This window comes from Nocardioides daeguensis (assembly GCF_019192965.1).
Classification (GTDB): Bacteria; Actinomycetota; Actinomycetes; order Propionibacteriales; family Nocardioidaceae; genus Nocardioides; species Nocardioides daeguensis.
Genome location: NZ_JAHTKU010000005.1, coordinates 26,362 through 52,682, shown reverse-complemented (window position 1 = coordinate 52,682; position 26,321 = coordinate 26,362). Strand labels below are relative to the sequence as shown.

General features: G+C 72.3%; 27 protein-coding genes and 1 pseudogene. 12 read left to right on the top strand and 16 right to left on the bottom strand.

Annotated elements, in window-relative coordinates; genetic code table 11:
- Nucleotides 1-46: 46 nt before the first annotated feature.
- Nucleotides 47-1,216 carry a pyridoxal phosphate-dependent aminotransferase gene (locus KU893_RS04805; RefSeq protein ID WP_257440863.1) on the bottom strand — a complete coding sequence of 390 codons (1,170 nt, stop codon included), beginning with the start codon at nt 1,214-1,216 and terminating at the stop codon, nt 47-49.
- A 95-nt stretch (nt 1,217-1,311) separates the two neighbouring features.
- Complete coding sequence (locus tag KU893_RS04800; protein ID WP_218233209.1) at nt 1,312-2,820, bottom strand: FAD-binding protein; 1,509 nt, start codon at nt 2,818-2,820, stop codon at nt 1,312-1,314.
- A 68-nt stretch (nt 2,821-2,888) separates the two neighbouring features.
- On the opposite strand from KU893_RS04800, the gene KU893_RS04795 reads away from it, so the two are divergent.
- Complete coding sequence (locus tag KU893_RS04795) at nt 2,889-4,382, top strand: potassium/proton antiporter (RefSeq protein WP_218233208.1); 1,494 nt, start codon at nt 2,889-2,891, stop codon at nt 4,380-4,382.
- A gap of 21 nt (nt 4,383-4,403) precedes the next feature.
- Here the strand turns inward: KU893_RS04795 and KU893_RS04790 are convergent, their stop codons facing one another.
- Nucleotides 4,404-4,946, bottom strand: coding sequence for a LytR C-terminal domain-containing protein (locus tag KU893_RS04790; RefSeq protein WP_218233207.1), 543 nt, complete (start codon nt 4,944-4,946; stop codon nt 4,404-4,406).
- Between the two features lie 7 nt (nt 4,947-4,953).
- Nucleotides 4,954-5,250 (bottom strand): type II toxin-antitoxin system VapB family antitoxin, encoded by a 297-nt coding sequence (locus KU893_RS04785; protein ID WP_218233206.1) that lies wholly within the window; start codon nt 5,248-5,250, stop codon nt 4,954-4,956.
- A gap of 67 nt (nt 5,251-5,317) precedes the next feature.
- Between KU893_RS04785 and KU893_RS04780 the strand changes: the two genes are divergently transcribed.
- Nucleotides 5,318-6,907: a helicase HerA-like domain-containing protein gene (locus KU893_RS04780; protein ID WP_218233205.1), complete on the top strand. Its 1,590-nt coding sequence runs from the start codon at nt 5,318-5,320 to the stop codon at nt 6,905-6,907.
- 89 nt (nt 6,908-6,996) lie between these two features.
- On the opposite strand, the gene KU893_RS04775 is transcribed toward KU893_RS04780, so the two are convergent.
- A complete protein-coding gene (locus tag KU893_RS04775; protein ID WP_218233386.1) occupies nt 6,997-7,212 on the bottom strand; it encodes a hypothetical protein in 216 nt (71 codons plus the stop codon).
- Between the two features lie 83 nt (nt 7,213-7,295).
- On the bottom strand, nt 7,296-8,066 hold the full coding sequence (locus KU893_RS04770; protein ID WP_218233204.1) for a helical backbone metal receptor: 771 nt from the start codon (nt 8,064-8,066) through the stop codon (nt 7,296-7,298).
- A gap of 191 nt (nt 8,067-8,257) precedes the next feature.
- Between KU893_RS04770 and KU893_RS04765 the strand changes: the two genes are divergently transcribed.
- Both KU893_RS04765 and KU893_RS04760 read left to right on the top strand, forming a co-directional pair.
- Nucleotides 8,258-9,166, top strand: a complete 909-nt coding sequence (locus KU893_RS04765) for a glycoside hydrolase family 16 protein (protein WP_218233203.1) — start codon at nt 8,258-8,260, stop codon at nt 9,164-9,166.
- Nucleotides 9,167-9,229: 63 nt separating this feature from the next.
- Nucleotides 9,230-9,580 (top strand): YrdB family protein, encoded by a 351-nt coding sequence (locus KU893_RS04760; RefSeq protein WP_218233202.1) that lies wholly within the window; start codon nt 9,230-9,232, stop codon nt 9,578-9,580.
- Nucleotides 9,581-9,639: 59 nt separating this feature from the next.
- Here KU893_RS04760 and KU893_RS04755 read toward each other — a convergent pair whose 3' ends face one another.
- The gene (locus tag KU893_RS04755) at nt 9,640-10,137 is read right to left on the bottom strand and encodes a thioesterase family protein (protein ID WP_218233201.1); all 498 of its coding nucleotides are present in this window, start codon (nt 10,135-10,137) and stop codon (nt 9,640-9,642) included.
- Between the two features lie 146 nt (nt 10,138-10,283).
- On the opposite strand from KU893_RS04755, the pseudogene KU893_RS04750 reads away from it, so the two are divergent.
- Nucleotides 10,284-11,354: pseudogene (locus tag KU893_RS04750) on the top strand (MFS transporter); the annotation flags it as partial.
- Between the two features lie 239 nt (nt 11,355-11,593).
- Here the strand turns inward: KU893_RS04750 and KU893_RS22545 are convergent.
- The 4 genes from KU893_RS22545 to KU893_RS04735 form a co-directional block, all read right to left on the bottom strand.
- Nucleotides 11,594-12,985, bottom strand: coding sequence for an MFS transporter (locus KU893_RS22545; RefSeq protein WP_308167178.1), 1,392 nt, complete (start codon nt 12,983-12,985; stop codon nt 11,594-11,596).
- A 59-nt stretch (nt 12,986-13,044) separates the two neighbouring features.
- Nucleotides 13,045-14,316 carry an RNA polymerase sigma factor gene (locus KU893_RS04745; RefSeq protein WP_218233198.1) on the bottom strand — a complete coding sequence of 424 codons (1,272 nt, stop codon included), beginning with the start codon at nt 14,314-14,316 and terminating at the stop codon, nt 13,045-13,047.
- A 98-nt stretch (nt 14,317-14,414) separates the two neighbouring features.
- Entirely contained in the window at nt 14,415-14,783 is a 369-nt protein-coding gene (locus KU893_RS04740) for a YciI family protein (RefSeq protein WP_218233196.1), read from the bottom strand.
- 127 nt (nt 14,784-14,910) lie between these two features.
- Nucleotides 14,911-15,171 carry a metal-sensitive transcriptional regulator gene (locus KU893_RS04735; RefSeq protein ID WP_218233195.1) on the bottom strand — a complete coding sequence of 87 codons (261 nt, stop codon included), beginning with the start codon at nt 15,169-15,171 and terminating at the stop codon, nt 14,911-14,913.
- Nucleotides 15,172-15,297: 126 nt separating this feature from the next.
- Between KU893_RS04735 and KU893_RS04730 the strand changes: the two genes are divergently transcribed.
- Nucleotides 15,298-16,755: an NAD(P)/FAD-dependent oxidoreductase gene (locus KU893_RS04730; protein WP_218233194.1), complete on the top strand. Its 1,458-nt coding sequence runs from the start codon at nt 15,298-15,300 to the stop codon at nt 16,753-16,755.
- A 5-nt stretch (nt 16,756-16,760) separates the two neighbouring features.
- Entirely contained in the window at nt 16,761-16,946 is a 186-nt protein-coding gene (locus KU893_RS04725) for a hypothetical protein (RefSeq protein WP_218233193.1), read from the top strand.
- A gap of 81 nt (nt 16,947-17,027) precedes the next feature.
- Here KU893_RS04725 and icmF read toward each other — a convergent pair whose 3' ends face one another.
- Nucleotides 17,028-20,198 carry a fused isobutyryl-CoA mutase/GTPase IcmF gene (gene icmF / locus KU893_RS04720; protein WP_218233192.1) on the bottom strand — a complete coding sequence of 1,057 codons (3,171 nt, stop codon included), beginning with the start codon at nt 20,196-20,198 and terminating at the stop codon, nt 17,028-17,030.
- Between the two features lie 83 nt (nt 20,199-20,281).
- Here icmF and KU893_RS04715 point away from each other — a divergent pair, with 83 nt between their 5' ends.
- On the top strand, nt 20,282-20,785 hold the full coding sequence (locus KU893_RS04715) for a MarR family winged helix-turn-helix transcriptional regulator (protein WP_257440862.1): 504 nt from the start codon (nt 20,282-20,284) through the stop codon (nt 20,783-20,785).
- 138 nt (nt 20,786-20,923) lie between these two features.
- Here the strand turns inward: KU893_RS04715 and KU893_RS04710 are convergent, their stop codons facing one another.
- From KU893_RS04710 to KU893_RS04695, 4 genes are all read right to left on the bottom strand, one after another.
- Nucleotides 20,924-21,769: a 3-hydroxybutyryl-CoA dehydrogenase gene (locus KU893_RS04710; protein WP_425575335.1), complete on the bottom strand. Its 846-nt coding sequence runs from the start codon at nt 21,767-21,769 to the stop codon at nt 20,924-20,926.
- Between the two features lie 96 nt (nt 21,770-21,865).
- Nucleotides 21,866-22,369, bottom strand: coding sequence for a low molecular weight protein-tyrosine-phosphatase (locus tag KU893_RS04705; protein WP_218233190.1), 504 nt, complete (start codon nt 22,367-22,369; stop codon nt 21,866-21,868).
- Nucleotides 22,369-22,761, bottom strand: a complete 393-nt coding sequence (locus KU893_RS04700; RefSeq protein WP_218233189.1) for a phage holin family protein — start codon at nt 22,759-22,761, stop codon at nt 22,369-22,371. Before KU893_RS04700 ends, KU893_RS04705 begins: the two co-directional genes overlap by 1 nt.
- A gap of 12 nt (nt 22,762-22,773) precedes the next feature.
- A complete protein-coding gene (locus KU893_RS04695) occupies nt 22,774-23,478 on the bottom strand; it encodes a GntR family transcriptional regulator (RefSeq protein WP_218233188.1) in 705 nt (234 codons plus the stop codon).
- Between the two features lie 39 nt (nt 23,479-23,517).
- Here KU893_RS04695 and KU893_RS04690 point away from each other — a divergent pair, with 39 nt between their 5' ends.
- The 4 genes from KU893_RS04690 (at nt 23,518) to KU893_RS04675 (ending at nt 26,318) form a co-directional block, all read left to right on the top strand.
- Nucleotides 23,518-23,952 carry a hypothetical protein gene (locus tag KU893_RS04690; protein WP_218233186.1) on the top strand — a complete coding sequence of 145 codons (435 nt, stop codon included), beginning with the start codon at nt 23,518-23,520 and terminating at the stop codon, nt 23,950-23,952.
- Nucleotides 23,952-24,920, top strand: a complete 969-nt coding sequence (locus KU893_RS04685) for a nuclear transport factor 2 family protein (RefSeq protein ID WP_218233185.1) — start codon at nt 23,952-23,954, stop codon at nt 24,918-24,920. The genes KU893_RS04690 and KU893_RS04685 overlap by 1 nt, the downstream gene beginning before the upstream one ends.
- Before the next feature lie 201 nt (nt 24,921-25,121).
- Entirely contained in the window at nt 25,122-25,373 is a 252-nt protein-coding gene (locus KU893_RS04680) for a hypothetical protein (protein ID WP_218233184.1), read from the top strand.
- 66 nt (nt 25,374-25,439) lie between these two features.
- On the top strand, nt 25,440-26,318 hold the full coding sequence (locus KU893_RS04675; protein ID WP_218233183.1) for a hypothetical protein: 879 nt from the start codon (nt 25,440-25,442) through the stop codon (nt 26,316-26,318).
- The last annotated feature ends 3 nt before the right edge of the window (nt 26,319-26,321 follow it).

Here is a 26,321-nt window from a genome sequence, read left to right as displayed (position 1 = left end):
GTCAAACCCCGCCTTCGACCCTAACGATCGGCGAGGGTTCGCCAGATCAGAGGTTGCCGTCGAGCCGGTCGAGCGCGGTGGTGATGTCGTCCGCGGCGCCGGCGAAGCTGAACCGCAGGAACCGGCCGCCCTCGACGGTGTCGAAGTCGATGCCGGTGGCGACGGCGACACCGGTGCGCGCCAGCAGGTCGCGACAGTAGGCCATCGAGTCGGTGGTGAGGTGCCCGACGTCGGCGTACGCGTAGAAGGCGCCGTCGGCGGGCGCCAGCCGGGTGATGCCGAGCCGCTGCAGGCCCTCGAGGAGCAGGCCGCGGTTGTGGGCGTAGCGCTGGACGTGCCCGTCGAGCTCGGCGTACGCCGTGTCCTCGAACGCCGCCAGCGCGGCGTGCTGGGCGAGCACCGGAGGGCAGATCGAGAAGTTGCCGGTCAGCACGTCGACCGGCCGGCGCAGCCGCTCGGGGGCGAGCATCCAGCCCAGCCGCCAGCCGGTCATCGAGAAGTACTTCGAGAACGACCCGAACACGACCGCCTCGCGCGAGGTCTCCCAGGCGCAGCCGGCGCGGGAGCCGGCGTACTGGATGCCGTGGTAGATCTCGTCGGAGACCAGCTGGACGCCGTTGTCCTCGCACCAGCGCGCGATCGCGGCGAGCTCCTCGGGCAACAGCATGGTGCCGGTCGGGTTCGCCGGACTCGCGACGACGAGGCCGTCGAACGGCTCGCGTGCATGCGCGTGCGCGAGCTGCTCGACGGTGGGCTGGAAGCGGGCCTGCGGACCGGTGGGGATCTCGACCACCGCGCAGCCGAGGGCCGCCAGCACGTTGCGGTAGCAGGGGTAGCCCGGCCGGGCGATCGCCACCCGCGCACCTGCGTCGAAGGCCGCGAGGAAGGCCAGCAGGAAACCGCCGCTCGACCCTGTGGTGACGACGACGTCGTCGGGGTGCACGGCGAGGTCGTAGGTACGCCGATAGTGGCCGGCGATCGCCGTCCGCAGCTCGAGGATGCCGGTCGCGGTCGTGTAGCCGAGCGGGTCGCCGCTGCCGAGCAGCCGGATCGCCGCAGCGGTGACCGTGGCCGGTGCACCCGTGCTCGGCTGGCCGGCCACCAGGTTGACCAGGTCGCCGTGGGTGCGCTGTCGCTCGGCCGCCGCGGCGAGCAGGTCCATCACGTGGAAGGGCGGGACGTTCGCGCGGGTGGCGGCGGCGAGGCGGGCGGTCACGCTCCGACCCTAGGACGGTGGGAAATGAGTTTCACCGGCCGGCCGGTGAAACTACCTCGGCGCGCCGCTCCGATCTCGGACCGAGCCGACGCTCCTCAATCCGCGGCCGTGACCCGCGTCCTCGCCGGCTCGGCCGCGGCGGCCTTGCCCGCGCGCCGGCCGAAGAACGAGCCCTCCCCGAGCTGGGTGCCCGAGCAGTAGCCCGCGCCGTCCTGGGCGATGTTGGAGGCGCAGGCGCCGGCGGCGTACAGGCCCGGGACGACCGAGCCGTCGGTACGCCGCACCTCGCCGTCCACCGTGGTCGCCATGCCGCCGATGGTGAAGCCCGCGTACAGCGCGACGCCGAGCGACAGGTCCAGCACCGCCCAGGGGCCGGCGGTCTGCGGGGCGAGCCAGTCGGGGTGCTTGTGGAGGTCGGGGTCCTCACCCCGGGCGGCGTACTCGTTGTAGCGGTTGACCGTCGCCACCAGGGCGCCGGCGGGCATGCCGAGGCCGGCCTCCATCTCCTCGAGCGTCTCGAAGCCGTCCTTGAGCGGCACGAGCGGCATGTGGTCCTCACCGAGGTGCTCGCTGTCGACGATGAGGTACGCGACCGCGTCGGGCTGCTGCAGCACGTGGTACGACGTCCGGGCGTGGTAGCTGTCCTCGGCGACGAACCGCTCGCCGTCCCGGTTGACGATGATCCCCTTGCACCGCGACGACGGCGGGTAGAAGGGGGCGGTGATGAACGGCTCCTCCATGTTCTCCAGGGCCGCGCCGACGGACTCGCCGAGGCGGATGCCGAGCCCGTCGTCGTACGTCGACCCGAGGGTGAACAGCTTGGACCCGAGCGCGGGGGTGTAGCGGGCGACCATGTCGGGGTTCATCACGAACCCGCCGGCGGCGAGCACGACGCCGTCGGCGCCGATCACGCCGGTCTCGTCGAAGGAGCGCCAGGCCACGCCGACCACCCGCCCCGACGTGGGGGAGCCGTCGACGACGAGGTTGGTCACGCCGGTCTCGTAGCGGACCTCGACGCCGGCCTTCTCGACGTGGGTGCGCAGCAGGTCCATCACGATCTTCGTGCCCTCGGTGTCGCCGGGCACCGGCACCTTGTGGCCGCGGGGCGCGGGCGGCACCTGGTCGCGGAACGGCCAGACCTTCTCGTTGCCGGTGTACATCAGGCCCTCGGTGCCGGGCTGGATCACGGCCTTGCCGGGGAAGTAGGAGCGCTCGAACTGGAAGCCGAGGTCCTCGAGCCAGTCGAAGTGGGCGACCGATCCCTCGCAGTAGGCGCGGATCTTGGTCTCGTCGGGGTCCTTCGTCGACGCCATCAGGTAGCCGACCATCGCCTCGACCGTGTCCTCGTGGCCGGTGGCCCGCTGGACCGCCGTACCGCCGCCGAGGTAGAAGTGCCCGCCCGACATGGACGAGGTACCGCCGTGGATCGCGGCCTTCTCCAGCAGGAGCACCCGGGCGCCGGTGCGCGCGGCCTCGAGGGCGGCACAGCCGCCGGCGATGCCGAAGCCCACCACGACCACGTCGTAGTGCTCGGCGTCGTCGGCCACGTCGCTGGCCGGGAGGGCGTCGGGGAGGGCGAGCCCGGCGGGCTGGGAGGTCGTCATGGATGAAATCTAGAACATGTTCTAGCGATAGACTACTGACCCGCCACCCGACGGAAGCCGAGTGACTCTTGACCTTCGATGTCCACCAGCTCGACACGTTCCTGCTGATCGGCGCCGGAGTCACGTTCCTGGCCGTCCTGGCCGTGCGGATGTCGTCGGGAGCGGGGCTGCCCAGTCTGCTCGTCTACCTGCTCATGGGCGTCGTCCTGGGCGAGTCGGGGCTCGGGATCGGCTTCGACGACGCGCAGCTCGCCCACGCGATCGGGTTCGGCGCCCTCGCGATCATCCTCGCCGAGGGCGGTCTCACCACGAGCTGGACTGACGCCCGCCCGGCGATGCGGATGGGCCTGTCCCTGGCGACGATCGGGGTGCTCCTGTCGGTCGGCGTCGTCGCCGTGGGAGCGCACTTCGTGCTCGGCCTGTCGTGGCAGTTCTCCATCCTGCTCGGCGCGGTCTGCTCGCCGACCGACGCGGCGGCGGTGTTCTCCGTGCTCCGGGTCGTCCCGCTGCCGAAGCGGATCACCGGCACCCTCGAGGCGGAGTCCGGCCTCAACGACGCGCCCACCGTCGTGCTGGTGAGCCTGGTCGCGTCGGGTGCCGTCGGCGAGTACGGCCTGCTCGGCACCACCGGGATCGTGATCTACGAGCTGGTCGCCGGCGTCGCGTTCGGTCTCGCCGCGGGCTTCGGAGGCGCCTGGGTGATGCGCCGCGTCGCGCTGCCGTCGTCGGGTCTCTACCCGATCGCCGTGCTCTGCCTGACCCTGATCGGGTACGGCGGCGCGGCTGCCGTGCACGCCAGCGGGTTCGCCGCGGTCTACGTCGCCGCGCTCGTCCTCGGCAACGCCGAGCTGCCCCACCGCACCGCCACCCGCTCCTTCGTCGAGGGCCTCGCCTGGCTCGCCCAGATCGGGCTGTTCGTCATGCTCGGCCTGCTGCTCTCGCCGGGCCGGCTGTCGTGGGACACCATCGGCATGGCCGTGGTCGTGGGCGGCCTCCTCACCTTCGTCGCACGGCCGGTCTCGGTCGTGGTGAGCGCCGTCGTAAGGCCGATGAAGTGGGCGGAGCTGGCCTTCATCTCGTGGGCCGGCCTGCGCGGCGCCGTCCCCATCGTGCTCGCGACGATCCCGCTCGCCGAGGGCGTCGCGGGCGCCGCCCGGCTCTTCGACATCGTCTTCGTGCTGGTCGTCCTCGACACCCTCATCACCGCCCCGTCGCTCCCGCTGACCGCGCGCCTGCTGCGGGTCGCCCGCCGCTCGGAGCCGCGCGGCATCGAGGTCGAGGCCGCCCCGCTCGAACGCGTCGCCGCCGACCTGCTCCTGGTCACGATCAGCCCCGTCTCGAAGCTGCACGGCGTCGAGGTCGGCGAGCTGCGGCTGCCCGTGGGAGCCAACGTGTCGATGGTCGTCCGGGAGGGCCAGACCATGGTGCCGGAGCGTCGTACCGTCCTGCGCCACGGCGACGACCTCATCGTCGTCACCCCCCGCAGGCTGCGGGAGGCCACCGAGCAGCGGCTGCGCCAGGTCAGCACCGGCGGCCGCCTCGCGCAGTGGCTCGAGGACTGACCCGTCCGGTCCCTCGGCCGGTCAGCCCTGGTCGGTGGGCCCGCTGCTGAGCGGCGGCGTGCAGACGTAGCTGTCCTGGCGCGCGGTCACCGTCGGGTTCCCCTGGACGACGCCCCGGAACCTCTTGCCGACCACGATTGTCACCCCCGGGTAGCCCGAGGGCTGGTCGACGACGTCCACGTCGTCGCCGAGGTACGACGCCAGCAGCATCGTCGCGGGGGAGTCGGGGTCGTCGGACCACACCTGCGCCGCCACCGGACCGCCGGTGTCGGGGGCGTTGCCCGTCTCGCCCTGCGCGAAGCCGTGTGCCATCAGCTGGTCCATGGTCTTGGTCGCCAGACCGTTGGCGCCGCCGCCGTTGAGCACGGTCACCATCACCTGGGGCGGTGCGAGGTCGTCGCCCTTCGGGATCAGGGTGTCGGTGCAGGGCGCCGCCTCCACCTTCTCCGGGAACGGCTGGGCCACCCTGGACCAGCCCCAGGCGGCACTGGCGACGAACACCACCGCCAGCGCGCCCAGCGTGATCGCCGAGCGGCTGCCTGCCTTGACGTCGAGGCCCACCATGCCGGTCTCAGCCCTCCATCCGGATCACGCGGGCGTGGAGGACGTGGCGCTGCTGCAGGGCCGCCCGCAGCGCGCGGTGCAGCCCGTCCTCGAGGTAGTAGTCGCCGCGCCACAGCACGACGTGGGCGAACAGGTCGCCGAAGAACGTGGAGTCCTCGTCGAGCAGCGACGACAGCTGCAGCGTGTCCTTGGTCGTGACCAGCTGGTCGAGACGCACCTGGCGCGGAGGCACGGCCGCCCACCCCTTCGAGGTGAGGCCGTGGTCGGGGTAGGGACGCCCGTCCCCCACGCGCTTGAAGATCACGGCTTCGGAGTCTACGGGGCGGTGCCGCACCCGCCTGCGACGGCATGTTCCGCCTAGAGTTCCGGGCATGACCCAGGAGCAGACGTCCCCTGCCGCTGCGGACCCCGTCGAGGAGGCGATCGCCCCCGGGTACGCCTTCGAGGGCCCGGCGCTCGAGCTCGGCGGGCTGATGACCGGACCCGACCGGCTCTGCGCCAGCACCGTCCGGATCCCGCTGGCGATGCTCAACCGGCACGGCCTGGTCGCAGGTGCGACCGGCACCGGAAAGACCAAGACCCTGCAGCTGCTCGCGGAGCAGCTCAGCGCGGCCGGCGTCCCGGTGTTCGCCGCCGACATCAAGGGCGACCTGTCCGGCATCGCGACCGCGGGCCAGGCCAGCGACAAGCTCCTCGCGCGCACCCGGTCGGTCGGGCAGGACTGGCAGGCGACCGCCTTCCCGGTGGAGTACTACGCGCTCGGCGGGCAGGGCACCGGCATCCCGATCCGGGTGACGGTCTCGTCGTTCGGGCCGATCCTGCTCAGCCGGGTGCTGGGGCTCAACGACACCCAGGAGTCGAGCCTGGGCCTGGTGTTCCACTACGCCGACAAGCAGGGCCTGCCGTTGCTCGACCTGCAGGACCTGCGCGCCGTGGTCCAGCACCTCACCAGCGACGAGGGCAAGGCCGACCTCAAGGAGCTCGGTGGCCTGTCGTCGGCGACCGCGGGCGTGATCCTGCGCGAGCTGATCACCTTCGCCGACCAGGGCGCCGAGGCGTTCTTCGGCGAGCCGGAGTTCGACTCCGCCGACCTGCTCCAGCGGGCCCCCGACGGCCGCGGCCTGGTCAACCTGGTCGAGCTGCCCCACCTGCAGGACCGGCCGGCGATCTTCTCCACCTTCTTGATGTGGCTGCTCGCCGACCTGTTCCACGACCTGCCCGAGGTGGGCGACGTCGACCAGCCCAAGCTGGTGTTCTTCTTCGACGAGGCCCATCTGCTGTTCAAGGACGCGTCGAAGCCGTTCTTGGAGTCGATCGCCCAGACGGTGCGGCTGATCCGGTCGAAGGGCGTCGGCGTCTTCTTCGTGACGCAGAGCCCGACCGACGTACCCGACGACGTCCTCGCCCAGCTCGGCTCCCGCATCCAGCACCAGCTCCGCGCCCACACCCCCAACGACGCCAAGGCGCTCAAGGCGACCGTCGACACCTACCCGAGGAGTGCGTACGCCGACCTCGGCGAGGTCATCATGACGCTCGGCATCGGCGAGGCGATCGTGACCGTGATGGGCGAGAAGGGCGCGCCGACACCGGTCGCGTGGACCCGGCTGCGCGCGCCCCAGTCGCTGATGGCGCCCAGCAGCACCGAGTCGATGGAGGCCACCGTCGCGGCCAGCCCCCGGCGGGCGAAGTACGCCGAGGTCGTCGACCGCGAGTCGGCCCGCGAGATCCTCGCGAAGAAGCTCGAGGAGGGCGCGAAGGCCGAGGCCGAGGAGAAGGTCGAGAAGTCCGAGAAGCCCGCCGCGAAGGGCAAGGCCGCGCCGAAGGCGAAGAAGGACGAGGGCGGCGCGGCGGGCGAGATCGTCAAGGACGTCGTGAGGTCCTCGGCGTTCAAGCAGTTCATGCGCACCGCGGCCGCCGAGATCGCCCGCGGCATGTTCGGCACGGCGCGCCGGCGCCGTTAGCCGGGGCGGCCCCCCGCCCCGACGACACCGCCGGGCGGCTCCTGCGTGAGGAGCCGCCCGGCGGTCAAGGGGGGAAGGTGGTCGGTGGGTCAGGCGGACCAGCGGATCGCGTCGTCGACGAAGTCGGCGAGGGGGTGCACGCCGCGCAGGTCGGTGCGCTCGTCCATCAGGCGGGCGAGGCCCTGGGCGTGGCGATCACGCAGCGCCGCACGGCGCAGGAGGGTGCGGTCCACGGCGTCGAGGTCCTCGACAGGCTCGAGGTGACGCCCTGTGGTCTGGGTCTCAGGAGAGGTCGTCTTGGTCATGCACCCAGCCTGCTGGCCGCAGGTTTCACCCCGGCCGCTCGCCGGTTACGAGTTGGTGACCCGGGCTGTGAGCCGCGCGACAGTCAGGCGTCGGCGAGGAGCAGGGCGTCGTACGCCTCGACCATCGCCGGGCCGTACCAGGTCAGCAGCCGGCCGGAGACCAGCCGCGTCGGCACCTGCCGGAAGGCCTCCGGGCCGTCCTCGGCCGTGAACACGTACGGCTCGTCGGGCAGCAGCACCAGGTCGAGGCCGGCGGTGTCCAGCTCGGCGAGGTCGACCTTCGGGTACCGGTCGGCGCCGGCTCCTCCCGTGTCGTAGGCGTTGTTCCAGCCGAGCCGGTGCAGCAGGTCGCTGGTGTAGGTCCGCGGGCCGACGACCATCCACGGGTCCCGCCACACCGGTACGGCGACCCGGCCCCGCTCCGCGGGCAGCGGCCCCGACCAGCGGGCGCGCGCCTGCTCCAGCCAGGGCGGGGCGGGGTGGCCGAGCGCCTCGTCGTACAACCGGGCGAGGGAGGTCAGCGCCTGCGGCACCGTCTCGATCGCGGTCACCCACACGGCCACGCCGGCGTCGCGGAGGCGGCGGACGTCGAGCTCGCGGTTCTCCTCCTGGTTGGCGACGACCAGGTCCGGGGCGAGCGCGCGGATCGCGGCGAGGTCGGGGTTCTTGGTGCCGCGCACCCGGACGACGGCGAGGTCGGCGGGGTGCGTGCACCACTGGGTGGCGCCGACGAGCCGGTCGGGGACGTCGGCCGCGAGGGCCTCGGTGATGGAGGGGACCAGGGAGACGATCCGGCGCGCCGGACCGGTCAGGGGGACCTCGGCACCGAGGTCGTCGACGGTGCGGACGGCCACGTCCCCCACCGTAGCCGGTGGGTCACTCGGCGATCCGGGATGGCTCGATCGGGTCACCGGCGTCCGGGCCCTCGCCCCTAGCCAGTAACACGTTCCATGCGTCAGGATCGGTCTCGACCTCGCGGTCCGGCCTACACGGGGAAGCCAGATGGGGCTGTCCGGATCGCGGTGGGGGAGAGAGAAGGTCCACCATGCTCCGTTTCCGACTTCTGTGCGCCCTGGGCGCGGCCACGGCCTCCGTGGCAGCGCTCGCGCCGGTGACCGCCAGCCCGACCGCGGCCGCGCCGGTGACCGTCGCCTCGGCGATCACCAAGACCGGCTGTGGCGGTGAGCGGCCCGCGAAGCCGGGCGGCGGGCGCTACACCTGCTCGTTCGAGGACGACTTCAACGGCTCGGCGCTCGACCGCTCGAAGTGGGTGGTGCAGGAGACGGCCGTGACGGGGATCAGCGCGCTCGGCTCCGGCTGCTACGTCGACGACCCCGACAACATCCGGGTCGGCTCGGGCCAGCTCTTCCTGACCGCGCGCAAGGAGGCGGCGCCCTTCACGTGCTCGGGCCCGTTCGGCTCCTACACCGCCGACCGCACCGCGGCCACCATCGGCAGCTACGGCCTGTTCACCCAGACCTACGGCCGCTTCGAGTTCCGCGCCAAGCTGCCGAACACGACGATCCAGGGCATCCACTCCGCGCTGTGGCTCTACCCGCAGAAGCACACCTACGGCGCCTGGCCGAGCTCCGGCGAGATCGACGTCGCCGAGTGGTTCAGCGGCACGCCCCAGAAGGTCTACCCGTCGGTCCACTACGCCGGCGAGGACACCAAGCTGAGCAGCGGCTACAACTGCCTGGTCGCGAACTCGGGTACCCAGTTCCACCGCTACGCCGTGGAGTGGACGCCGACCTCGATGCGGTTCCTCTACGACAACCGGGTCTGCTTCACCCACTCGTGGACGCCGGACGCGCCGCTGGTGGCGCCGCAGCCGTTCGACCAGCCGTTCTACGTGGTCCTCACCCAGGTCTTCGGCGGTGGTTGGAACTCCATCACCCCGAGCACCCCGACCTCGGCCACCACGACCGTCGACTGGGTCCGCGTCTGGAAGTGAGGCCGCCGCGCCCGAGCCTGCGCCTGCGCAGGCGAGACCGGGCTGGGCGGGCATGATCGGCGTGTGAACGCGATCTTCGGGTGGTCGGTCCTGGCCCTGGTGTTCCTCGACGAGCTGCTGGCCATGGCGGCGTTCGGGACCTGGGGCTGGGACCGCGACCCACGCTGGTTGCTGGTCTGGCTGCTCCCGCTCGCCGCGATGACGGTGTGGTTCCTCCTCGCCTCGCCCAAGGCGCCGTACGGCGGCCGGCTGGTGCGCCCGCTGACGAAGGTGCTGGTGTTCACCCTTGCCAGCGCTGCGCTCTGGGACGCCGGTCACGAGGGGTGGGCGGTCGCGTTGCTCGTCTTCTCGGTGGTGGTCAACGCGCTCGCGCAGCTGCCCGGCATCCGGGTGCTCGTCGAGGTCCCCGGCTGAGCAAGGAAGGCGCGGTCACGGGACCGGCGAGCTGCTGCCGGACCGGGACCTGGAACGGATCAGCGCAGGGCGAGGCAGCCCGAGGTGACCGGCTCCCAGTCCATGACCGCGTGCTCGGCGATCCGCTTGTCGAGGCCTGCGGCGATGTCGGCCGGCCACGGCGCGGTCCGGCGATCGGCGATCTCGACGCACAAGAAGATCTCCTCGAACACGCAGGCGACCCGCTGGAAGGTGTCGTCGAGGACGAAGACCAGGGCGTGCGCCGCGCGCTCCGAGCGTCCGAGCAGGCGCACGCGGACCGACATCTCGTCGCCGGTCCGCAGCTCGTGCAGGTAGGTCAGGTGGTGCTCCGCGGAGAGGCAGGCGAAGCCGCTGAGCACGGGCCAGTTGAAGGGGATCCCGATGTCGTAGAGCGACTCGTCGAGGCCCTCGCTGCCGATGCCGAGGTAGTGCCGGACGTTGAGGAAGCCGTTGCTGTCCTCGAACGCGCTGGGGACCGGCTGGACCGCGAAGGCCGGCAGGGTGACGAGCTGGTCGTACGTCGGCTGCGTGCTCATGGTCGGGACCCTAGCGAGTCCCGGCGTTGATTGGGCGGCCCCGACACGCGCGCGTAGGCTGGGCTGACAGATCCACTGCGTGTATCTACCTCGCGTCGGCTCGACCGGCGGTCCAAGGCGGCACCCGAACCCCTTGGACGAAGGACATGCCTGCTCACTCCGCGACGCTGGTGCGTGCCGCCGGCGCGTCGTACTTCCCGATCGCGCTCGTCGCCCGGATGCCCTACGCGATGATGGTCGTCGGGGTGCTCACCCTGGTCGTCGACGGCCGCGACTCGCTCGCCTTCGGTGGCCTCAACTCGGCCGTCGTCGGTCTCGGCGCCGCGAGCGTCGGGCCGCTGCTCGGCGCCGCCGCCGACCGGTTCGGCCAGCGCCGGGTGCTGCTGGCCAGCGGCATCGTGTCGACCAGCGCGCTCGGCCTGATGGCGTGGGTGGTCCACAGTCCGCTGCCCGCCGCCGCGGTGCTCGCGGTGGCCTACCTCGTCGGCGCGAGTGCCCCGCAGATCGCGCCGATGTCGCGCAGCCGGCTGGTGCAGATCATCGGTGCCCGGATCGCGCCGAGCCGTCGTTCCCGGACCTTCGACGCCACGATGGCCTACGAGTCGGCCGCGGACGAGATCGTGTTCATCATCGGCCCGTTCGTGGTCGGCCTGCTCGCCACGGCGCTCGACCCGTGGGCGCCGGTCGCCGGCGCGGCCCTGCTGACGCTGGTGTTCGTCACCGCCTTCGCGCTGCACCCCTCAGCCCTCGCGGCGGCGGGTGCCGACGAGCGGGCCACGCCGCCCGCCCCGGTGCGGGAGATCGCCCGGCCGGCGCTGCTGGCCGTGGTCGCGGGCATCTTCGGCGTCGGGCTGTTCTTCGGCTCGATGCTCACCTCGCTGACCGCGTTCATGGCCGACCACGGCGAGCCCGCCTCCGCCGGCCTCGTGTACGGCGTGATGGGGATCGGCTCCGCGGCGCTGGCCCTGGGCGTGGCACTGTTCCCGGCCACCTTCTCGCTGCGGGCCCGCTGGCTCGTCTTCGGCGCCACGATGCTCGTCGGCGCCTCGTTGCTGCCGTTGGTCTCGTCGGTCGCCGCGATGTGCGGCGTGCTGTTGCTCATCGGCTGCGGCATCGGGCCGACGATGGTGACCCAGTACAGCCTCGGTGCGCTGCGCAGCCCGGTCGGCCGGTCCGCGACCGTGATGACGATCCTCGGTTCGGCCGTCATCGTCGGCCAGTCGCTGGCCTCGGCCGTGACCGGCAGCCTGGCCGACCGCGTCGGCACCGAGGTCGCGCTGTTCGTGCCGATCATGGCTGCTGTCGTGGTGGTCGGGGCGGGCGCCGTGAACGCGGTCCTCTCGCCTGCGTCCCCGACCCGGCAGCGGTTCGCGATCCGACGTGAACGGGTCCGGTTCGCCCGCCTCGGCCGGTTCGCCGCCTTCGCGCCGGGCGCGCTACGGCGTGGCGCCGTCGGTCACCGTGCGCGGCCGGCAGCGCCGGTCCGCTCCAGCGTCGCGAGCGCGCCCGCGACGAGGCAGATCCCCGCCATGGTCAGCGCCGTGGCGCGGAAGGCGGCCGCGTCGCCGCCGTACGCCGCGAGCAGTGCGACAGTCAGCGCCGAGCCGACCGAGAACCCGAGGTAGCGCAGCAGCTGGTTGAACGCCATCGCGCTGGCCGTCTCCTCCGGGGTCACGTGGGGCACGATCAGCATCGCCATCGCGGAGAAGGTGAGCCCGCCGCCGAGCCCGCCGAGCGTCATGGCGAGGAACGCCTGCCCGAGTGTGTCGTGCCATCCGAGCAGGAGCAGGAGCGAGGATCCGAAGACCAGGCAGCCCAGGGGCAGCAGCAGCCGGGCCCCGACGCCGCGGGCCATCACCAGCGCGAGCCGGTTGGAGGCGATGCTGGCGACGGCGTACGGGACCAGGGCGAGCCCGGTCACGGCCAGCCCGGCGTCCAGGCCGAACCCGGCGGAGCCGTCGGCCTGGACCAGGACTACGACGAGGGTGAACAGCCCGTAGAGGCTGACGCTGATCGCCACCGTGACGGCGTTCGGCGCCCGGACGCCGGGTCTCAGCGCCAGCTGCAGGTCGACGAGCGTCGGTCGTCCTCTCCGGCTGCGGGCCACGCTCCAGCGCACCCATGTGGCGACGAGGAGCAGGCCGCTGCCACCGGTCGCGACCGTCGGTGCGTCGGTCCAGCCCCACCGTTCGCCCTGGCTCAGCGCCAGCAGGAACCCGAGCGTGCCCGTGCACAGCAGGACCGCGCCGACCACGTCGACGGGCTGGGGAGCGCCGTCCGGCGCCGCCGGCAGGTGGCGCACCGCGAGCACGGTGGCGGTGCCGATCAGCACCGCGCCGAACAGGTAGGCGCCGCTGATTCCGAGGTGCTCGGCGACGAGCGAGGAGACGGGGTAGCCGAGACCCGCGCCGCTCACCGTCGCCACCGAGAGCAGGGACAGCCGTGACAACAGCTCCGGGCCGGACCACAGGTCGCGGGCGACGGCGAAGGCGAGCGGCGCCAGCGCCATCCCGACGCCCTGCAGGGCCCGGCCCGCGACCATCGGCCCGATGCCGAGGGGGAGTGCGCTCAGCACCGTTCCGACGAGGACGACGCCGAGCCCGCCCAGCAGGACGGGGCGCCGCAGCCGGCCGGTGCCGAGCCGGCCGACGACCGGCGTCACGACCGCGCCGGCCAGCAGGGCCGCCGTCAGCACCCACTGCGCGGTGCTGAGGGACACGTGCTGCTCCGTGGCCACCGTCGGCACGAGCGGCGCGCCGAGGCTGCTCACCACACCCGTCACGATGGTGATCGCGGCCAGGGTCGCGAACTGCGCGCGGGTTCCCCGGTCGGTGGTCGTGGACGGCACGCAGTGATGCTCTCAGGCGCCGGGTGCCGGCCCGCCACCCACGGTCACTCGCAGGCGGGTCAGCTGCTGCGCGCCGAGGCCGCGCGGCGCTCGAGGAGGGTCCGCTCATCCCCGTTGCGGGTACGACGAGCGGCGTCGTCGAACGCGTCGGCGGCCTCGGCGTGCCTCCCGGCCCGCTCGAGCAGGTCGCCGCGGACGCTCGGCAGCAGCGGGGAGTCGCGCAGCGCGTCGGCCGGCAGGCGCGCCAGGATCGCGAGCCCCGCGTCCGGGCCGGACGCCCGGCCGTGGGCCACCGCACGGTTGACCTCGACCACCGGGCCGGGGGCGGCATCCGCCAGGACGTCGTACAGACGGGCGATGCGGGGCCAGTCGGTGGCCGCTGCTGTAGCGGTCTTCGTGTGCTCGGCGGCGATCGCGGCCTGGAGGTAGTAGCGGCCGACGGGTACGCCGCGCGCGGCGATCTCCTCCGCGCGGCGCAGGGCGGCGAGGCCGCGGCGGATCAGCAGCTCGTCCCAGCGGCTGCGGTCCTGGTCGTCGAGCAGCACCGGCGCACCGTCGGCGTCGGTGCGGGCCGGCAGCCGGGAGCCCTGCAGCTCGAGCAGCGCCTGCAACCCGTGGACCTCCGGCTCGTCCGGCGCCTGCCCGGCCAGCAGCCGGGCGAGCCGGATCGCCTCCGCGACGAGGTCGGGCCGGGTCCAGTCGTCGCCGGAGGTGGCGACGTACCCCTCCGTGAAGACGAGGTAGATCACCGCCATCACGTCGTCGAGGCGCTGGGTGCGCTCGGCTCCCGTCGGCAGCTCGAGCTGGGCGCCGGCCTCGGTGAGGGTCTTCTTGGCCCGCGAGATCCGCTGGCCCATCGTGGTGCTGGGCACCAGGAAGCCGCGGGCGATCTCGTCGGTGGTGAGGCCGCCGACCAGGCGCAGGGTCAGCGCGGCACGGGACTCGGCGGTCAGCGCGGGGTGGCAGCACAAGAAGATCAGGCGCAGGACGTCGTCCTCGATGTGGTCCACCTGGGACTCGAGGTCGGGCATCGCGCTCACCTCCTCCGCCGCCCTCGTGGCGTGGCCGAGCTCCTGGGTCTTGCGACGCAGCGTCTCGGCGCGCCGGATGTGGTCGATGCCACGGCGCTTCGCCGTGGTCATCAGCCAGGCGCCGGGGTTGTCGGGCACGCCGTGGACCGGCCACTGCTCGAGGGCGGCGACCAGGGCGTCCTGGGCGAGGTCCTCGGCGAGGTCGACGTCCCGGGTCATCCGGGCGAGCGCCCCGACCAGGCGCGCCGACTCGAGCCGCCAGGCGGCGGTGATCGCCTCGGCGGTGGTGGGCTCGGGCATGCGGCCAGCCTAGGGCTGGCGTCGACGCCGTCGGGTCGTGTGCCCGAGAACCCGCAGTGCCGGGTGCTCAGGCACACGACTCCGCGCCCGCGGGTCGCTCAGGCCTCCGGGGGAGCGTCCGAGATCTGGCGCAGGGTGGCGACCATCGTGCACTCGGGCCAGTGCTTGGCGTGGAGGGCGGCGAACTCCTCCTGGTTGGCGATCGCCTCCTCGAGGGTGTCGTACTGCAGCAGCGCCCAGCCGCCCACGGCCTCGCGAGCCTCCGCGTAGGGGCCGTCGACCCGGGTGACCTCACCGGTGCGGACCACGAAGTTGACGGCGTCCTCGAGCCCGAACAGCCCGCCGCCGTCGAGGAAGTGGCCCTGCTGGGCCTGCTCCCCGATGTAGCTGTCCATCGCGTCGAACAGTGCCTGCGGCGGGTTGCCCTGTCCCTCTTCCATCCGCACGAGTCCCATGAAACGCGGCATCTTGATCAGTCCTTCGGTTCGTTGGTGGGTGACTTACGAACCTACGTCGAACGACCGGCCGGACCTTCGACATCGCCCCCGGAGATTCTTCGAGCGGTTCCGCGGCGTCGCGGGGCCGCGGGCGCGTCTAGGCGAGGGACAAGAACAGCTTCTCCATCTTCTTGGTGTCCAAGCCGTCGGTCCCGCCCTCGAGGACGCACTGCTGCAGCCCGTTGGCCACGATCGCGAACCCGGCCCGGTCGAGAGCCTTGGACACGGCCGCGAGCTGGGTGACGACGTCCTCGCAGTCGCGGCCGTCCTCCAGCATGCGCACCACGCCGGCGAGCTGCCCCTGGGCGCGCTTGATCCGGTTCAACACGGGCTTCATCGCCTCGGAGTCAAGCTCCATCGGTTCGTCCTCCTGCTAGCTGTCGACCACGGTCCGTGCTCGGCCGAGCCTATACCCCCTGGGGTATATGGTCAGGGTATACCCCCGGGGGTATCGTGGAAGTGCCATCTCGACCTAGGAGGAGCTGTGGCTGACGTCGTAGTACTCGGAGCGGGGGTGTCCGGCCACACGGCGGCCCTGCACCTGACCCGCCTGCTCGGCAAGGGCGACACGATCACCGTCGTGTCCCCGAACTCGAACTGGAACTGGATCCCGTCCAACATCTGGGTCGGGGTCGGCAAGATGAAGAAGAAGTCCGTCGTCTTCCCGCTCGCTCCCGTCTACCGGCGCAAGGGGATCAAGTTCTTGCAGGCGAAGGCGGTGGCGATCCGTCCCGACGGCGACCTGGACGACCCGCGCGGTGCCGTCGACATCGTGCACACCGGCGCCGGGCAGCAGGGCAAGGAGGAGCGGGTCCGCTTCGACTACCTGATCAACGCCACCGGTCCCCAGCTGAAGTTCGGCGCGACCGAGGGCCTCGGGCCCGACGGCGGGCACACGGTCTCGGTGTGCACCGCGGACCACGCCGTCGAGGCGGCGCGCTCCCTCGCCGAGGCCATCGAGGTCATGCGCGGTGGCGTCCCGCAGACCCTGGTCGTCGGCATGGGGCACGGCACCTGCACCTGCGAGGGTGCTGCCTTCGAGTACGTCTTCAACGTCGACCACGAGCTGCGCGAGGCGGGGGTCCGCGACCTCGCCCGCCTGATCTACCTCACCAACGAGGCGGCGCTCGGCGACTTCGGCGTCGGCGGCATGACCTTCGAGGAGAGGGGCTTCCAGACGAGCAGCGAGCTGTGGACCGCGTCGCTGTTCCGGGAGCGCAACGTCGAGGCCATCCTCGGTGCGCACGTCGAGCGGGTCGAGCCGGGGGTGGTGAACTACGAGACGCTCGACGGTGAGCACCACAGCCTGCCGTTCGACTTCGCGATGCTGCTGCCGCCCTTCGGCGGGGTGCCGCTGAAGGCCTACGACCGTGCCGGGCAGGACATCACCGAGCGGATGTTCGCGCCGAGCGGCTTCATGAAGGTCGACGCCGACTACGGAGCCAAGCCCTTCGAGGAGTGGAGCGCTGCCGACTGGCCCGAGACCTATCTGGCGCCCGGCTATCCCAACATCTTCGCGGTCGGGATCGCCTTCGCTCCGCCGCACCAGATCTCGCGCCCCCGGACGAGCCCGAACGGAACTCCCATCGCGCCGGCACCGCCGCGCACCGGCATGCCGAGCGGCGTGATGGGCAAGACCGCCGCGCTGACCATCGCCGACCGGATCCGCCGCGGTCCGGACGCCCACCCCCACACGGCCTCCATGGCGCGGATGGGCGCCGCGTGCGTGGCCTCGGTGGGGTCCTCCCTGCGGGAGGGGTCGGCCGCGTCGATGACGATGATGCCGGTGGTCCCGGACTACTCCCGCTACGTCACCGGGCGCGACCTCAAGGGGACCAAGGGGGAGGTGGGGCTGAGCGGCCACTGGGTCAAGCTGATGCTCCACTACCTGTTCATCCACAAGGCCAAGGCCCGCTTCGGCTGGCACCTCATCCCGGAGTGATCACGATGACCGCATCCCTGCCGACCTTCACCGCCGTGCGACCCGGCTGCGACCAGCCCGTCCTCGACCTCGGCGCCGCGCCGCTCCCCACCGCGCGCACCCTGCGCCGCCGGCGCAGCATCCCGACCCAGCTGTTCCGCTTCGTCTCGTTCAGCCTGCGGATCATGCGCATGGTCAAGGCCGGGCACTAGCAAGGCCGGGTACGAACAACGCGGGCGGGCCAGCAGTGCTGGCCCGCCCGCGTCGACGGCTGTGCGGGGACGCCCCGGAGGTCAGACGTTCCTGCGGTACTGCCCGCCCACCTCGAAGAACGCCTCGGTCACCTGGCCGAGCGAGCACACCCGCGCTGCGTCCATGAGGACGGCGAAGATGTTCTCCCCGCTCGTCGCCGCCGCCCTGAGGCGGGCCAGGGCGGCGGTGGCGTCGTCCTGGTGGCGGGCCTGGAAGTCGCGGAGCCGGACCAGCTGGGAGTCCTTCTCCTCGGTGGTGGCGCGCGCGAGCTCGATCTCGTCGGGGGTCCCGTCGCCGGCGTCGGGGGCGCGGAAGGTGTTCACGCCGATGATGGGCAGGGTGCCGTCGTGCTTGCGGTGCTCGTAGAGCATCGACTCGTCCTGGATCCGGCCGCGCTGGTAGCCGGTCTCCATGGCGCCGAGGACACCGCCCCGCTCGGAGATCCGGTCGAACTCGGTCAGCACGGCCTTCTCGACCAGGTCGGTGAGCTCGTCGACCACGTAGGAGCCCTGCAGCGGGTTCTCGTTGGCGGCCAGGCCCCACTCGCGGTTGATGATCAGCTGGATCGCCAGGGCGCGGCGCACCGACTCGGTCGACGGGGTGGTGACGGCCTCGTCGTAGGCATTGGTGTGCAGCGAGTTCGCGTTGTCGTAGATCGCGATCAGCGCCTGCAGCGTGGTGCGGATGTCGTTGAAGTCCATCTCCTGCGCGTGCAGGGAGCGGCCCGACGTCTGGACGTGGTACTTCAGCTTCTGCGAGCGCTCGTTGGCGCCGTACTTGTCACGCATGGCGATCGCCCAGATCCGGCGGGCGACCCGGCCGATCACGGTGTACTCGGGGTCCATGCCGTTGGAGAAGAAGAACGACAGGTTCGGCGCGAAGTCGTCGATGTCCATGCCGCGGGCGAGGTACGACTCGACGTAGGTGAAGCCGTTGGCGAGGGTGAACGCGAGCTGGCTGATCGGGTTCGCCCCGGCCTCGGCGATGTGGTAGCCGGAGATCGACACCGAGTAGAAGTTGCGGACCTGCTGCTGGATGAACCACTCCTGGATGTCAGCCATGCAGCGCAGCGAGAACTCCGTGGAGAACAGGCAGGTGTTCTGGCCCTGGTCCTCCTTGAGGATGTCGGCCTGGACGGTGCCGCGGATCGACTTGATCGCCTCGTACGGGTCGATGCCGCGCTCGCGCGCCTGGTCCATCGCGGTGTTGAGGTAGAAGGCCAGCACCGTCGGGGCGGGGCCGTTGATCGTCATCGAGACCGAGGTGGTCGGCGAGAGCAGGTCGAAGCCGTCGTAGAGCGCCTTCATGTCCTCGAGCGTCGCGACGGAGACGCCGGACGTGCCGACCTTGCCGTAGATGTCGGGGCGCTCGTCGGGGTCGCGGCCGTAGAGGGTGACCGAGTCGAAGGCGGTCGACAGGCGGGTCGCCGGCTGCCCCTCGGAGAGCAGCCGGAACCGCTTGTTGGTGCGGAACGGGTCGCCCTCGCCCGCGAACATTCGGGCGGGGTCCTCGTCGGCGCGCTTGAAGGGGAAGACGCCCGCGGTGAAGGGGAAGTGGCCGGGCAGGTTCTCGCCGCGCCAGAAGCGGACCAGCTCGCCGTGGTCGGCGAACCGGGGTACGGCGACCCGCGGGACCCGGTTGCCGGAGAGGGACTCGCGGCCGTGGGTGGCGGTGTCCTCGTCGTACTGCGCGACCGTCGCGGGCCAGGCCGCGAGCCGGTCGCGGACGTCGAGCGGGAGGTCGTCGTTGGCGCGGGCGGCCGCGGCGGCGAGGTCCTCGATCTCGGCGAGCTCCTCGGCGACGGCGGCGAAGCGCTGCGCACGGCGCGCCTTCTCGACGAGCACCTCGGTCTCGGCGTGGTAGTCGCGGACGGTCTCGGCGATCTCGGCGAGGTAGCGGACCCGGTCGGCGGGCAGCACGGTCTGGATCCGGGTCGACTGCTTGCCCGCGACCGGGGCGAGCAGGCCTTCGCCCACGGCGAGGCCCTTGCCGGCGAGGAGGCCGCGCAGGTGCTGGTAGAGCGCGGTGACGCCGTCGTCGTCGAAGGTGGCGGCGGAGGTGCCGAACACCGGCATGTCGGAGGGCAGCTTGGTGAACGCCTCGCGGTTGCGGACCATCTGGCGGCCGACGTCGCGCAGCGCGTCCTCGGCGCCGCGGCGCTCGAACTTGTTGATCGCGACCGCGTCGGCGAAGTCGAGCATGTCGATCTTCTCCAGCTGCGACGCGGCGCCGAACTCGGGCGTCATCACGTACAGCGAGGTGTCGACGAACGGAACGATCGCGGCGTCGCCCTGGCCGATGCCGGGCGTCTCGACGACGACGAGGTCGAAGCCGGCGGCCTTGATCACGGTGAGCACGTCGGTCAGGTGCTCGGGCACCTCGTGCGCGCCGCGGGTGGCGAGGCTGCGGAAGTAGACCTGGTTGCGGTCCAGCCCGTGGCCGGTCAGGTCGAGGCTGTTCATCCGGATCCGGTCGCCGAGCAGCGCGCCGCCGCCCTTGCGCCGGGTCGGGTCGACGGCGAGCACCGCGACCCGCACCTTGTCCTGCTGGTCGACCCGCAGCCGGCGGACGAGCTCGTCGGTGAGGCTGGACTTGCCGGAGCCGCCGGTTCCGGTGATGCCGAGCACCGGCACCGCGTGCGCGGCGGCCGCGGCGGAGAGCTGGTCGAGCAGGTCGCGGTCGAGCCGGCCGAGCTCGGCGCCGGTGATGGCGCGGGCGAGGGCCGCGCGGTCGCCGCTGAGGACCTGCTCGGCGGTGACGCTGCCGGTCTCCCACAGGTCGGTGTCGCACGCCTCGACGACGGTGTTGACCATGCCCGGGAGGCCGAGTCGCTGGCCGTCCTCGGGGGAGAAGATGGTGACGCCGGACTCGCGCAGCCGGGTGATCTCGTCGTGGACGATGACGCCGCCACCGCCGCCGACGACCTTGATGTGCCCGGCGCCGCGCTCGCGGAGCAGCTGGGTGAGGTACTCGAAGTACTCCACGTGCCCGCCCTGGTACGACGACACGGCGATGCCCTGCACGTCCTCCTCGATCGCGGCCTCGACCACCTCGGCCACCGAGCGGTTGTGCCCGAGGTGGATCACCTCGCAGCCCTGGCTCTGGAAGATCCGCCGCATGATGTTGATCGAGGCGTCGTGGCCGTCGAACAGGCTGGACGCCGTGACCAGGCGGACGGGGTGCTGCGGGACGTGCAGGGCGTGCTCGGGCATCGGTCCTCCAAACTCGTTGGATCTCCGATAGTAGGACGTCCAAGTAATCTGGAAAAGTCCTCGGATGCCCTAGGGTTCGATCCGTGTCTGAGTCCCGCCTGCCGTTCGACCCGATCGACCGTGCCGGCGTCTTGTGGGAGGAGCACTTCGGCGACGCGACCGCGATGCGGCTGGCGACGTCGGTGATGCGGGTCCAACAGTTGATGATCGGGGCGCTCGACGCCGCGCTGAAGCCGTTCGGGCTGACCTTCTCCCGCTACGAGGTGCTCGTGCTGCTGCTGTTCAGCCAGCACGGCTCGCTGCCGTTGAGCAAGATCGGCGAGCGGCTGATGGTCCACCCCACCTCGGTGACCAGCGCGATCGACCGCCTGGAGGCGCAGGGCTACGTCATCCGGGTGCCCGACGACGCCGACCGTCGCCGTACCCTCGCCCGGCTGACTCCGCAGGGGCGCGCCACGGTCCGCGAGGCGACCAAGGCGGTCACCGCGATCGACTTCGCCGTCACCGGACTGGACGGCGACCAGCAGGCCGACGCCTACGACCTGCTCCGCCAGGTCCGCCAGGCCTCGGGCGACTTCGCCGGCTGACCGGTACCGCTGTAACACGCCGTCCACCCGACTGGTCGCCGGTTCTCAGCAGTTCGCCGGCGAGTCGGCCGGTGTGTCGTGCTGAGAACCGCCAGGTAGTCGGGCGGACGGCGTGTTACTTGTCCGCGCGCCGAGACCTCAGCCGTAGGTGTAGAAGCCGCGGCCGGTCTTGCGACCCAGCAGCCGCGCCTCGACCATCCGGGCGAGCAGCGGCGGGGCGGCGTACAGGGGCTCCTTGAACTCCTCGTACAGCGACTCGGCGACGGCCTTGACCGTGTCGAGGCCGATCAGGTCGGCGAGGGCGAGCGGGCCCTGGGGGTGGGCGGCGCCGAGGACCAGGCCGTGGTCGATGTCCTCCGCGGAGGCGAAGCCGGACTCGAACATCCGGATCGCCGACAAGATGAACGGGATCAGCAGGGCGTTCACGACGAAGCCGGCGCGGTCCTGGCAGTCGATCGCGGTCTTGCCGAGGTCGTCCTGGACGTACGCGCGGGCCTGCTCGGTGGTGGCCTCGTCGGTCATCAGCGACGGCACCAGCTCGACCAGCTTGAGCACCGGGACCGGGTTGAAGAAGTGCACGCCGAGGACGTGGCTGGGTCGCTTGGTGGCGACCGCCAGCTTCATGATCGGGATGGAGGAGGTGTTCGAGGCGAGGATCGCGTCGGGGCTGGTCACGATCTCGTCGAGGCGGCGGAAGAGCTCGGTCTTGGCCTGCTCGTCCTCGATGATCGCCTCGATCACGATGTCGCGGTCGGCGAGGGCGGTGAGGTCCTCCACCACCCGGATCCGGGCCAGGACGGCGTCGGCCGACTCGATCTTGCCGCGGCTCTCGGCGCGCTTGAGGGAGGTCTCCAGGCGCTGGCGGGCGGCCTCGACGGCGGCGGGGGTGGACTCGACCACGATCACGTCCTTGCCGGCGCGGGCGTTGACCTCCGCGATGCCCGACCCCATCAGGCCGCCGCCGACCACTCCCACACGCTCGATGCTCGTCATCTGGTTCCCCTTGCTCGTTTACTAGGACGTCCTAGTAAACGTAAGGGTGACCGGTGAGTAGGGCCAGTCGGGCCGGCTCGCTGCCCCTCAGCCGACGACGTCGGCCACCGCGGCCACCAGCGCCGCCGAGGTCCGCTCCACCATGGCGAGCACGGTGCCGAAGCCGTCGTCGCCGCCGAAGTAGGGATCCGGCACCTCGCCGCCCGGCCCGGCGGGGTCGAAGTCGCGGAACAGCCGCACCCGGTCGGGGTCGGCCTCGCCGAGGTCGCGCAGGTCGCGCAGGTTGTCGTGGTCCATGGCCAGGACCAGGTCCTGCTCCACCAGCCAGGACGCGAGCACCTGCTGGGCGCGGTGCCGGCTGGCGTCGTAGCCCTCGGCGGTGAGCAGGGCCGCGGCCCGGCGGTCCATCGGCTCGCCGACGTGCCAGGTCCCGGTGCCGGCACTGACCACCTCGACGCGGTCGTCGAGGCCCGCGTCGGCCACGCGGGCGGCGAGCACGACGTCGGCCATCGGGGAGCGGCAGATGTTCCCGAGGCAGACGAGCGCGACGCGGTAGCGCCCCGGCGTGCGGGGCGGGGGAGCGGCGGTCATCAGTCGTCGACGCCGATCATCGCGTCGAGGAACCAGGTCGTGATGCTGATGATGATCGAGCCCCACACCGCCGGCCAGAAGCCGTCGACGTGGAAGCCGATGTCGACCGCGTCGGCCAGCCATGCGGTGAACCGCAGCAGCAGCGCGTTGAGCACGATGAGGAACAGGCCCAGCGTGACCAGGATGAACGGGATCGACAAGAAGGTCAGCAACGGCTTCACCCACGCGGTCACCACGCACGAGATCAGCGCGACCAGCACCAGCGGAAGGACCTTGTCGTCGAGCTCGGCGCGACCTTCGCTCGCGCCCTCGAACCAGATGCCGCCGATGAGCTGCGCGGCCACGGCGAGCGCGGCGATCGTGATCACCCAACGGGACAGGAAGGCCAGCATGGGGTCAGTGTGTCATTCGAGACCGAGCGCCTCGATGATCTCGACCTCGGCGTCGTCGATGTGCCTGCGCAAGAACGCGTGGGCCCCGTCCGGACCGTCGATCCGGTCCGCCTCCAGCAGTGCGACCAGGCCTTGGTGGGACTCCGCCTCGTCGTGCGCGTTGCGGTGCATCCGCTCGACCTGGGCGAGCGCCAGCCTCAGCTCGTCCATCAGCGCCTCGGCCATCTGCACCAGCCGGGGGCTGCCGGTCAGCTCGACGAGCGAGACGTGGAAGGAGAGGTGGCGCTCGTTGAGCTCCTCGTACGACGCGTCGCCGCTCCGGATCGCCGCCGTGTAGGCGTCGAGGGTGCTGCGCACCCGCGCCCGTCGTACGGCGTCCGCGGCCGGCCATGCCTGGACCCCGGCTCCCTCGAGCACCCACCGCGCCCGGCACACGTCGCGGACCGAGTCGGCGCGCGGCGTGGCGACCGTGACCCCGCGGTGCGGCTCCCGGGTCGCGAGCCCCTCGGCCACCAGGACCGTCAGTGCCTCCCGCACGGTCGGCCGCGAGACCCCGAGCGCCTCGGCGAGCGCGACCTCGCGCAGCGCCGTACCGCTCTCCAGGTCGCCCTCGAAGATCGCGCGCCGCACCTGCGCCGCGACCCGCGACACCGTCGACTCGTTCTCGACGCTGAGCGGGGTGAACGGGCTCTTCGGTGGCGTGGACGCTCCGGCCATGCCCCCATTCTGCAAGCCCGGCTCGTCTAGGGTGAGGCCGTGTCTCCCGAGCTCCCGACCGGCGGTCCCTCCCTCGAGGTGGGCGGCGGCCGCGGCCTGAGGGCCGTCGTCGCCGTCGGCGGTGTGCTCCTGGCCATCGCCGTCGTGGCGCTCGCCGCGTTCCTCCTCGTCGGACGCGACGACGGCGACACCGACCCGGTCAGCGAGGACTCCAGCAGCAGTACGACGCCCGGCGCGCCCGCGACGGAGCCGACGCTCGACCTGCCGACGATCGACGCCTCGGACTTCCCGAGCGACCTGCCGACCGAGGGCCTGCCCGGCCTGCCCGGCGGCGGCCCGAGCCTGCCGGACCTGCCGACGAAGGTCCCCAGCGGTGTCCCGTCGGGCATCCCGGACGACATCCCCCCGTTCCCGACGGACCCGGCCGACCTGGAGTCGTGGTTCTCCGACTACCTCGAGCAGGTGAGCCCCTGATGAGCCAGCCGCCCCCCACTGGCCCGCCGTCGTTCCCGCCGCCTCCTCCGCCCGCAGGCCCGCCGCCGTTCCCGCCGCCCGGGGCGCCCCTCCCGCCGCCCCCGGGCGGTCCGGTCAGGGCCCCGGGCAAGGAGCAGGGCAAGCGGCTGTGGATCGTGCTCGCCGTGGTCGGGGTGGTCCTCCTCATCGGGGTCGCGGTCGGGCTGGTCCTCGCGCTCACCGGTGACGACGGCGATGCCGACGACGCGGACGCCCCCACCGCCGGCGCGCCCGAGGACGTCGTCGAGGAGCTGGTCGACGCGGCCGAGGACGGCGACTGCGCGGCCGCCGAGAGGCTGTTGACCGTGGAGGCGAGGGCGAGCGAGCCCTGTGAGTCGGAGGCGTTCCGCCTGCTCGCGACCGAGGACGTCGACTCCGAGGTCCACGACGCCAGCATCGACGGCTCGACCGCGAGCGTCCCGGCCGACTTCACCAGCCCCGCCGGCAGCGCCACCTACACCTTCCTGCTCGAGAAGGTCGACGGCGCCTGGCGGGTGGCGTCCTACGACGCCATGCGCAGCGCCACCTCCGCGAGCCCCAGCGATGGGGCGAGCGGCGAGCCGAGCGGCGGCGTCACGACCCCGACCGATCCGGCCAGCCCGACCGCACAGGGCTCGAGCAGTGCCGGCGCGGTGCCGGACGAGCCGGCGGCGGTCGTGGAGGCCTTCCTCGATGCGGCCTTCTCCGGCGACTGCGCGACCGCCGAGGACCTCGTCACGGCGGCCTACCTCGCCGACGAGGGCAGCTGTGACGCACAGGAGATCCCCACCGAGCTGGGTGAGGCGGTGACCTGGAAGGTCGGGAAGCCGAGCGTCGAGGCGGCGAAGGCCAGCGTGCCGGTCGAGCTCACGATCTACGGCTCGACCGAGAAGTCGCTGTTCCACCTGGTCCGCGAGAGCGGTCGGTGGAAGGTGAGCGACGCCGGCTGACCGGCCCCACAGCGGCACCTTCCTGACGAGGGCGTGTCTCCCAAGTCCCCGCCTGCTCCGCGACGTTTCCGACTCGATCTGGCGGCGTTGGCGTCGCTCGAAGGGCGATCCGGCACGACTTCGCTCCGCCGCCTTGCCAGATCGGCCGGAAACGCCGCTCGCGACGGCGCTCACTTGGGAGAAACGCCCTAGGCTGCCCGCATGAGCCAGCCGCCGTACGGTGCTCCGCCGCCGCCCCCGGGCCCGCCGCCCCCGCCGTACCTCGGAGGTCCACCGGCCTACGCCGGTGGACCACCGGCCTATGCCGGCGGACCTCCGGCCCAGGCCGGGCCCGCCCTGCCGCCCCCGCCGCCGAGCGTGAAGCGGACCATCGGCTTCCGGGTGGGTCTGATGACCACGATCGCCCTGCTGCTGTTCGTGGTACTGGTCGCGATCATCACCACCACCAACTGATCCGGCTTCGCCGACGCGGCTGAGTCGCTCATCGGGCGCTGTGCCCCTCTGCGGCATCCTGACCCGGTGCGCTCCTTCTCCGCAGCCGTCGCGGTCCTGCTCGCCACCCTCGTCGCCCCGTTCGCGATCGCGGGCACCTGGCTGACCGCCCGCGTCGACGACCGGGAGGCGTACGTCGACACCGTCGCCGACCTCGCCGACGACCCGAACGTGCAGGCGGTCCTCGCCGACGCGGCCGCGGACGCCGCGGTGCTCGCGCTGCAGCAGCACATCCCGGTCGGGCTGCCGGTCGCCGTGCGCGAGTGGGCCCAGGGCGCGGCGACGATGGCGGTGGAGAGCCCCGAGTTCCCCTCGTTCTGGCGCACGGCCAACGCCGACCTGCACGACCAGGCGCTCGCCGTCCTCGACGACCCGGACGCCCCGGCCGACGGCTCGATCACGGTCGACGCCGGGCCACTGGTCGCGCAGGTGCTGTTGCAGCTGGAGGACCGCGGCATCCCGGTCGGGCTGCTGCCCGACGTCGCCCTGCGGGTCCCGGTCGAGCGGGAGTCGAGGGTCGCGGAGGCCGGGCCGGCGTACCGCGCCGTCGACGGCACGACCCGCCTGCTGCCCCTCGTGTGGGCCGGCCTCGTCCTCATCGCCCTGCTCGCCGCCCCGGGCTGGCGCGGGCGCGCCCGGGCCGCCGGCTTCGCACTGCTGGGCGTGGCCCTCGGCGCGGTGGCGCTGCTCGCCGCCGCGGGCCCCCTGTCCTCCGCGGTGCTCGACCGGGTCGCGGTGGGGCGTCGTGAGCTTGCCGGGGTGCTGCTCGACGCGGTGCTGGACTCGCTCGAGCCCTACGCCCGCGGGTTCCTCGTGGCGGCTCCCGCCGGGCTGGTCCTCGTGGCCCTCGGGCTCTGGTCGCGCCGTCGGCGCGAATCGCCCTTCCCGGAGCCCGTCTACCACTAGGCT

Excerpts from the sequence above, each read along its gene's own strand:
- KU893_RS04725 (WP_218233193.1), top strand. The coding sequence starts at position 16,761 with ATGACCGCATCCCTGCCGACCTTCACCGCCGTGCGACCCGGCTGCGAC.
- KU893_RS04700 (WP_218233189.1), bottom strand. The coding sequence starts at position 22,761 with ATGCTGGCCTTCCTGTCCCGTTGGGTGATCACGATCGCCGCGCTCGCC.
- KU893_RS04695 (WP_218233188.1), bottom strand. The coding sequence starts at position 23,478 with ATGGCCGGAGCGTCCACGCCACCGAAGAGCCCGTTCACCCCGCTCAGC.
- KU893_RS04790 (WP_218233207.1), bottom strand. The coding sequence starts at position 4,946 with ATGGTGGGCCTCGACGTCAAGGCAGGCAGCCGCTCGGCGATCACGCTG.
- KU893_RS04680 (WP_218233184.1), top strand. The coding sequence starts at position 25,122 with ATGAGCCAGCCGCCGTACGGTGCTCCGCCGCCGCCCCCGGGCCCGCCG.
- KU893_RS04800 (WP_218233209.1), bottom strand. The coding sequence starts at position 2,820 with ATGACGACCTCCCAGCCCGCCGGGCTCGCCCTCCCCGACGCCCTCCCG.
- KU893_RS04745 (WP_218233198.1), bottom strand. The coding sequence starts at position 14,316 with ATGCCCGAGCCCACCACCGCCGAGGCGATCACCGCCGCCTGGCGGCTC.
- KU893_RS04765 (WP_218233203.1), top strand. The coding sequence starts at position 8,258 with ATGCTCCGTTTCCGACTTCTGTGCGCCCTGGGCGCGGCCACGGCCTCC.
- icmF (WP_218233192.1), bottom strand. The coding sequence starts at position 20,198 with ATGCCCGAGCACGCCCTGCACGTCCCGCAGCACCCCGTCCGCCTGGTC.
- KU893_RS04740 (WP_218233196.1), bottom strand. The coding sequence starts at position 14,783 with ATGCCGCGTTTCATGGGACTCGTGCGGATGGAAGAGGGACAGGGCAAC.
- KU893_RS04755 (WP_218233201.1), bottom strand. The coding sequence starts at position 10,137 with ATGAGCACGCAGCCGACGTACGACCAGCTCGTCACCCTGCCGGCCTTC.
- KU893_RS04685 (WP_218233185.1), top strand. The coding sequence starts at position 23,952 with ATGAGCCAGCCGCCCCCCACTGGCCCGCCGTCGTTCCCGCCGCCTCCT.
- KU893_RS04705 (WP_218233190.1), bottom strand. The coding sequence starts at position 22,369 with ATGACCGCCGCTCCCCCGCCCCGCACGCCGGGGCGCTACCGCGTCGCG.
- KU893_RS04775 (WP_218233386.1), bottom strand. The coding sequence starts at position 7,212 with ATGACCAAGACGACCTCTCCTGAGACCCAGACCACAGGGCGTCACCTC.
- KU893_RS04735 (WP_218233195.1), bottom strand. The coding sequence starts at position 15,171 with ATGGAGCTTGACTCCGAGGCGATGAAGCCCGTGTTGAACCGGATCAAG.
- KU893_RS04780 (WP_218233205.1), top strand. The coding sequence starts at position 5,318 with ATGACCCAGGAGCAGACGTCCCCTGCCGCTGCGGACCCCGTCGAGGAG.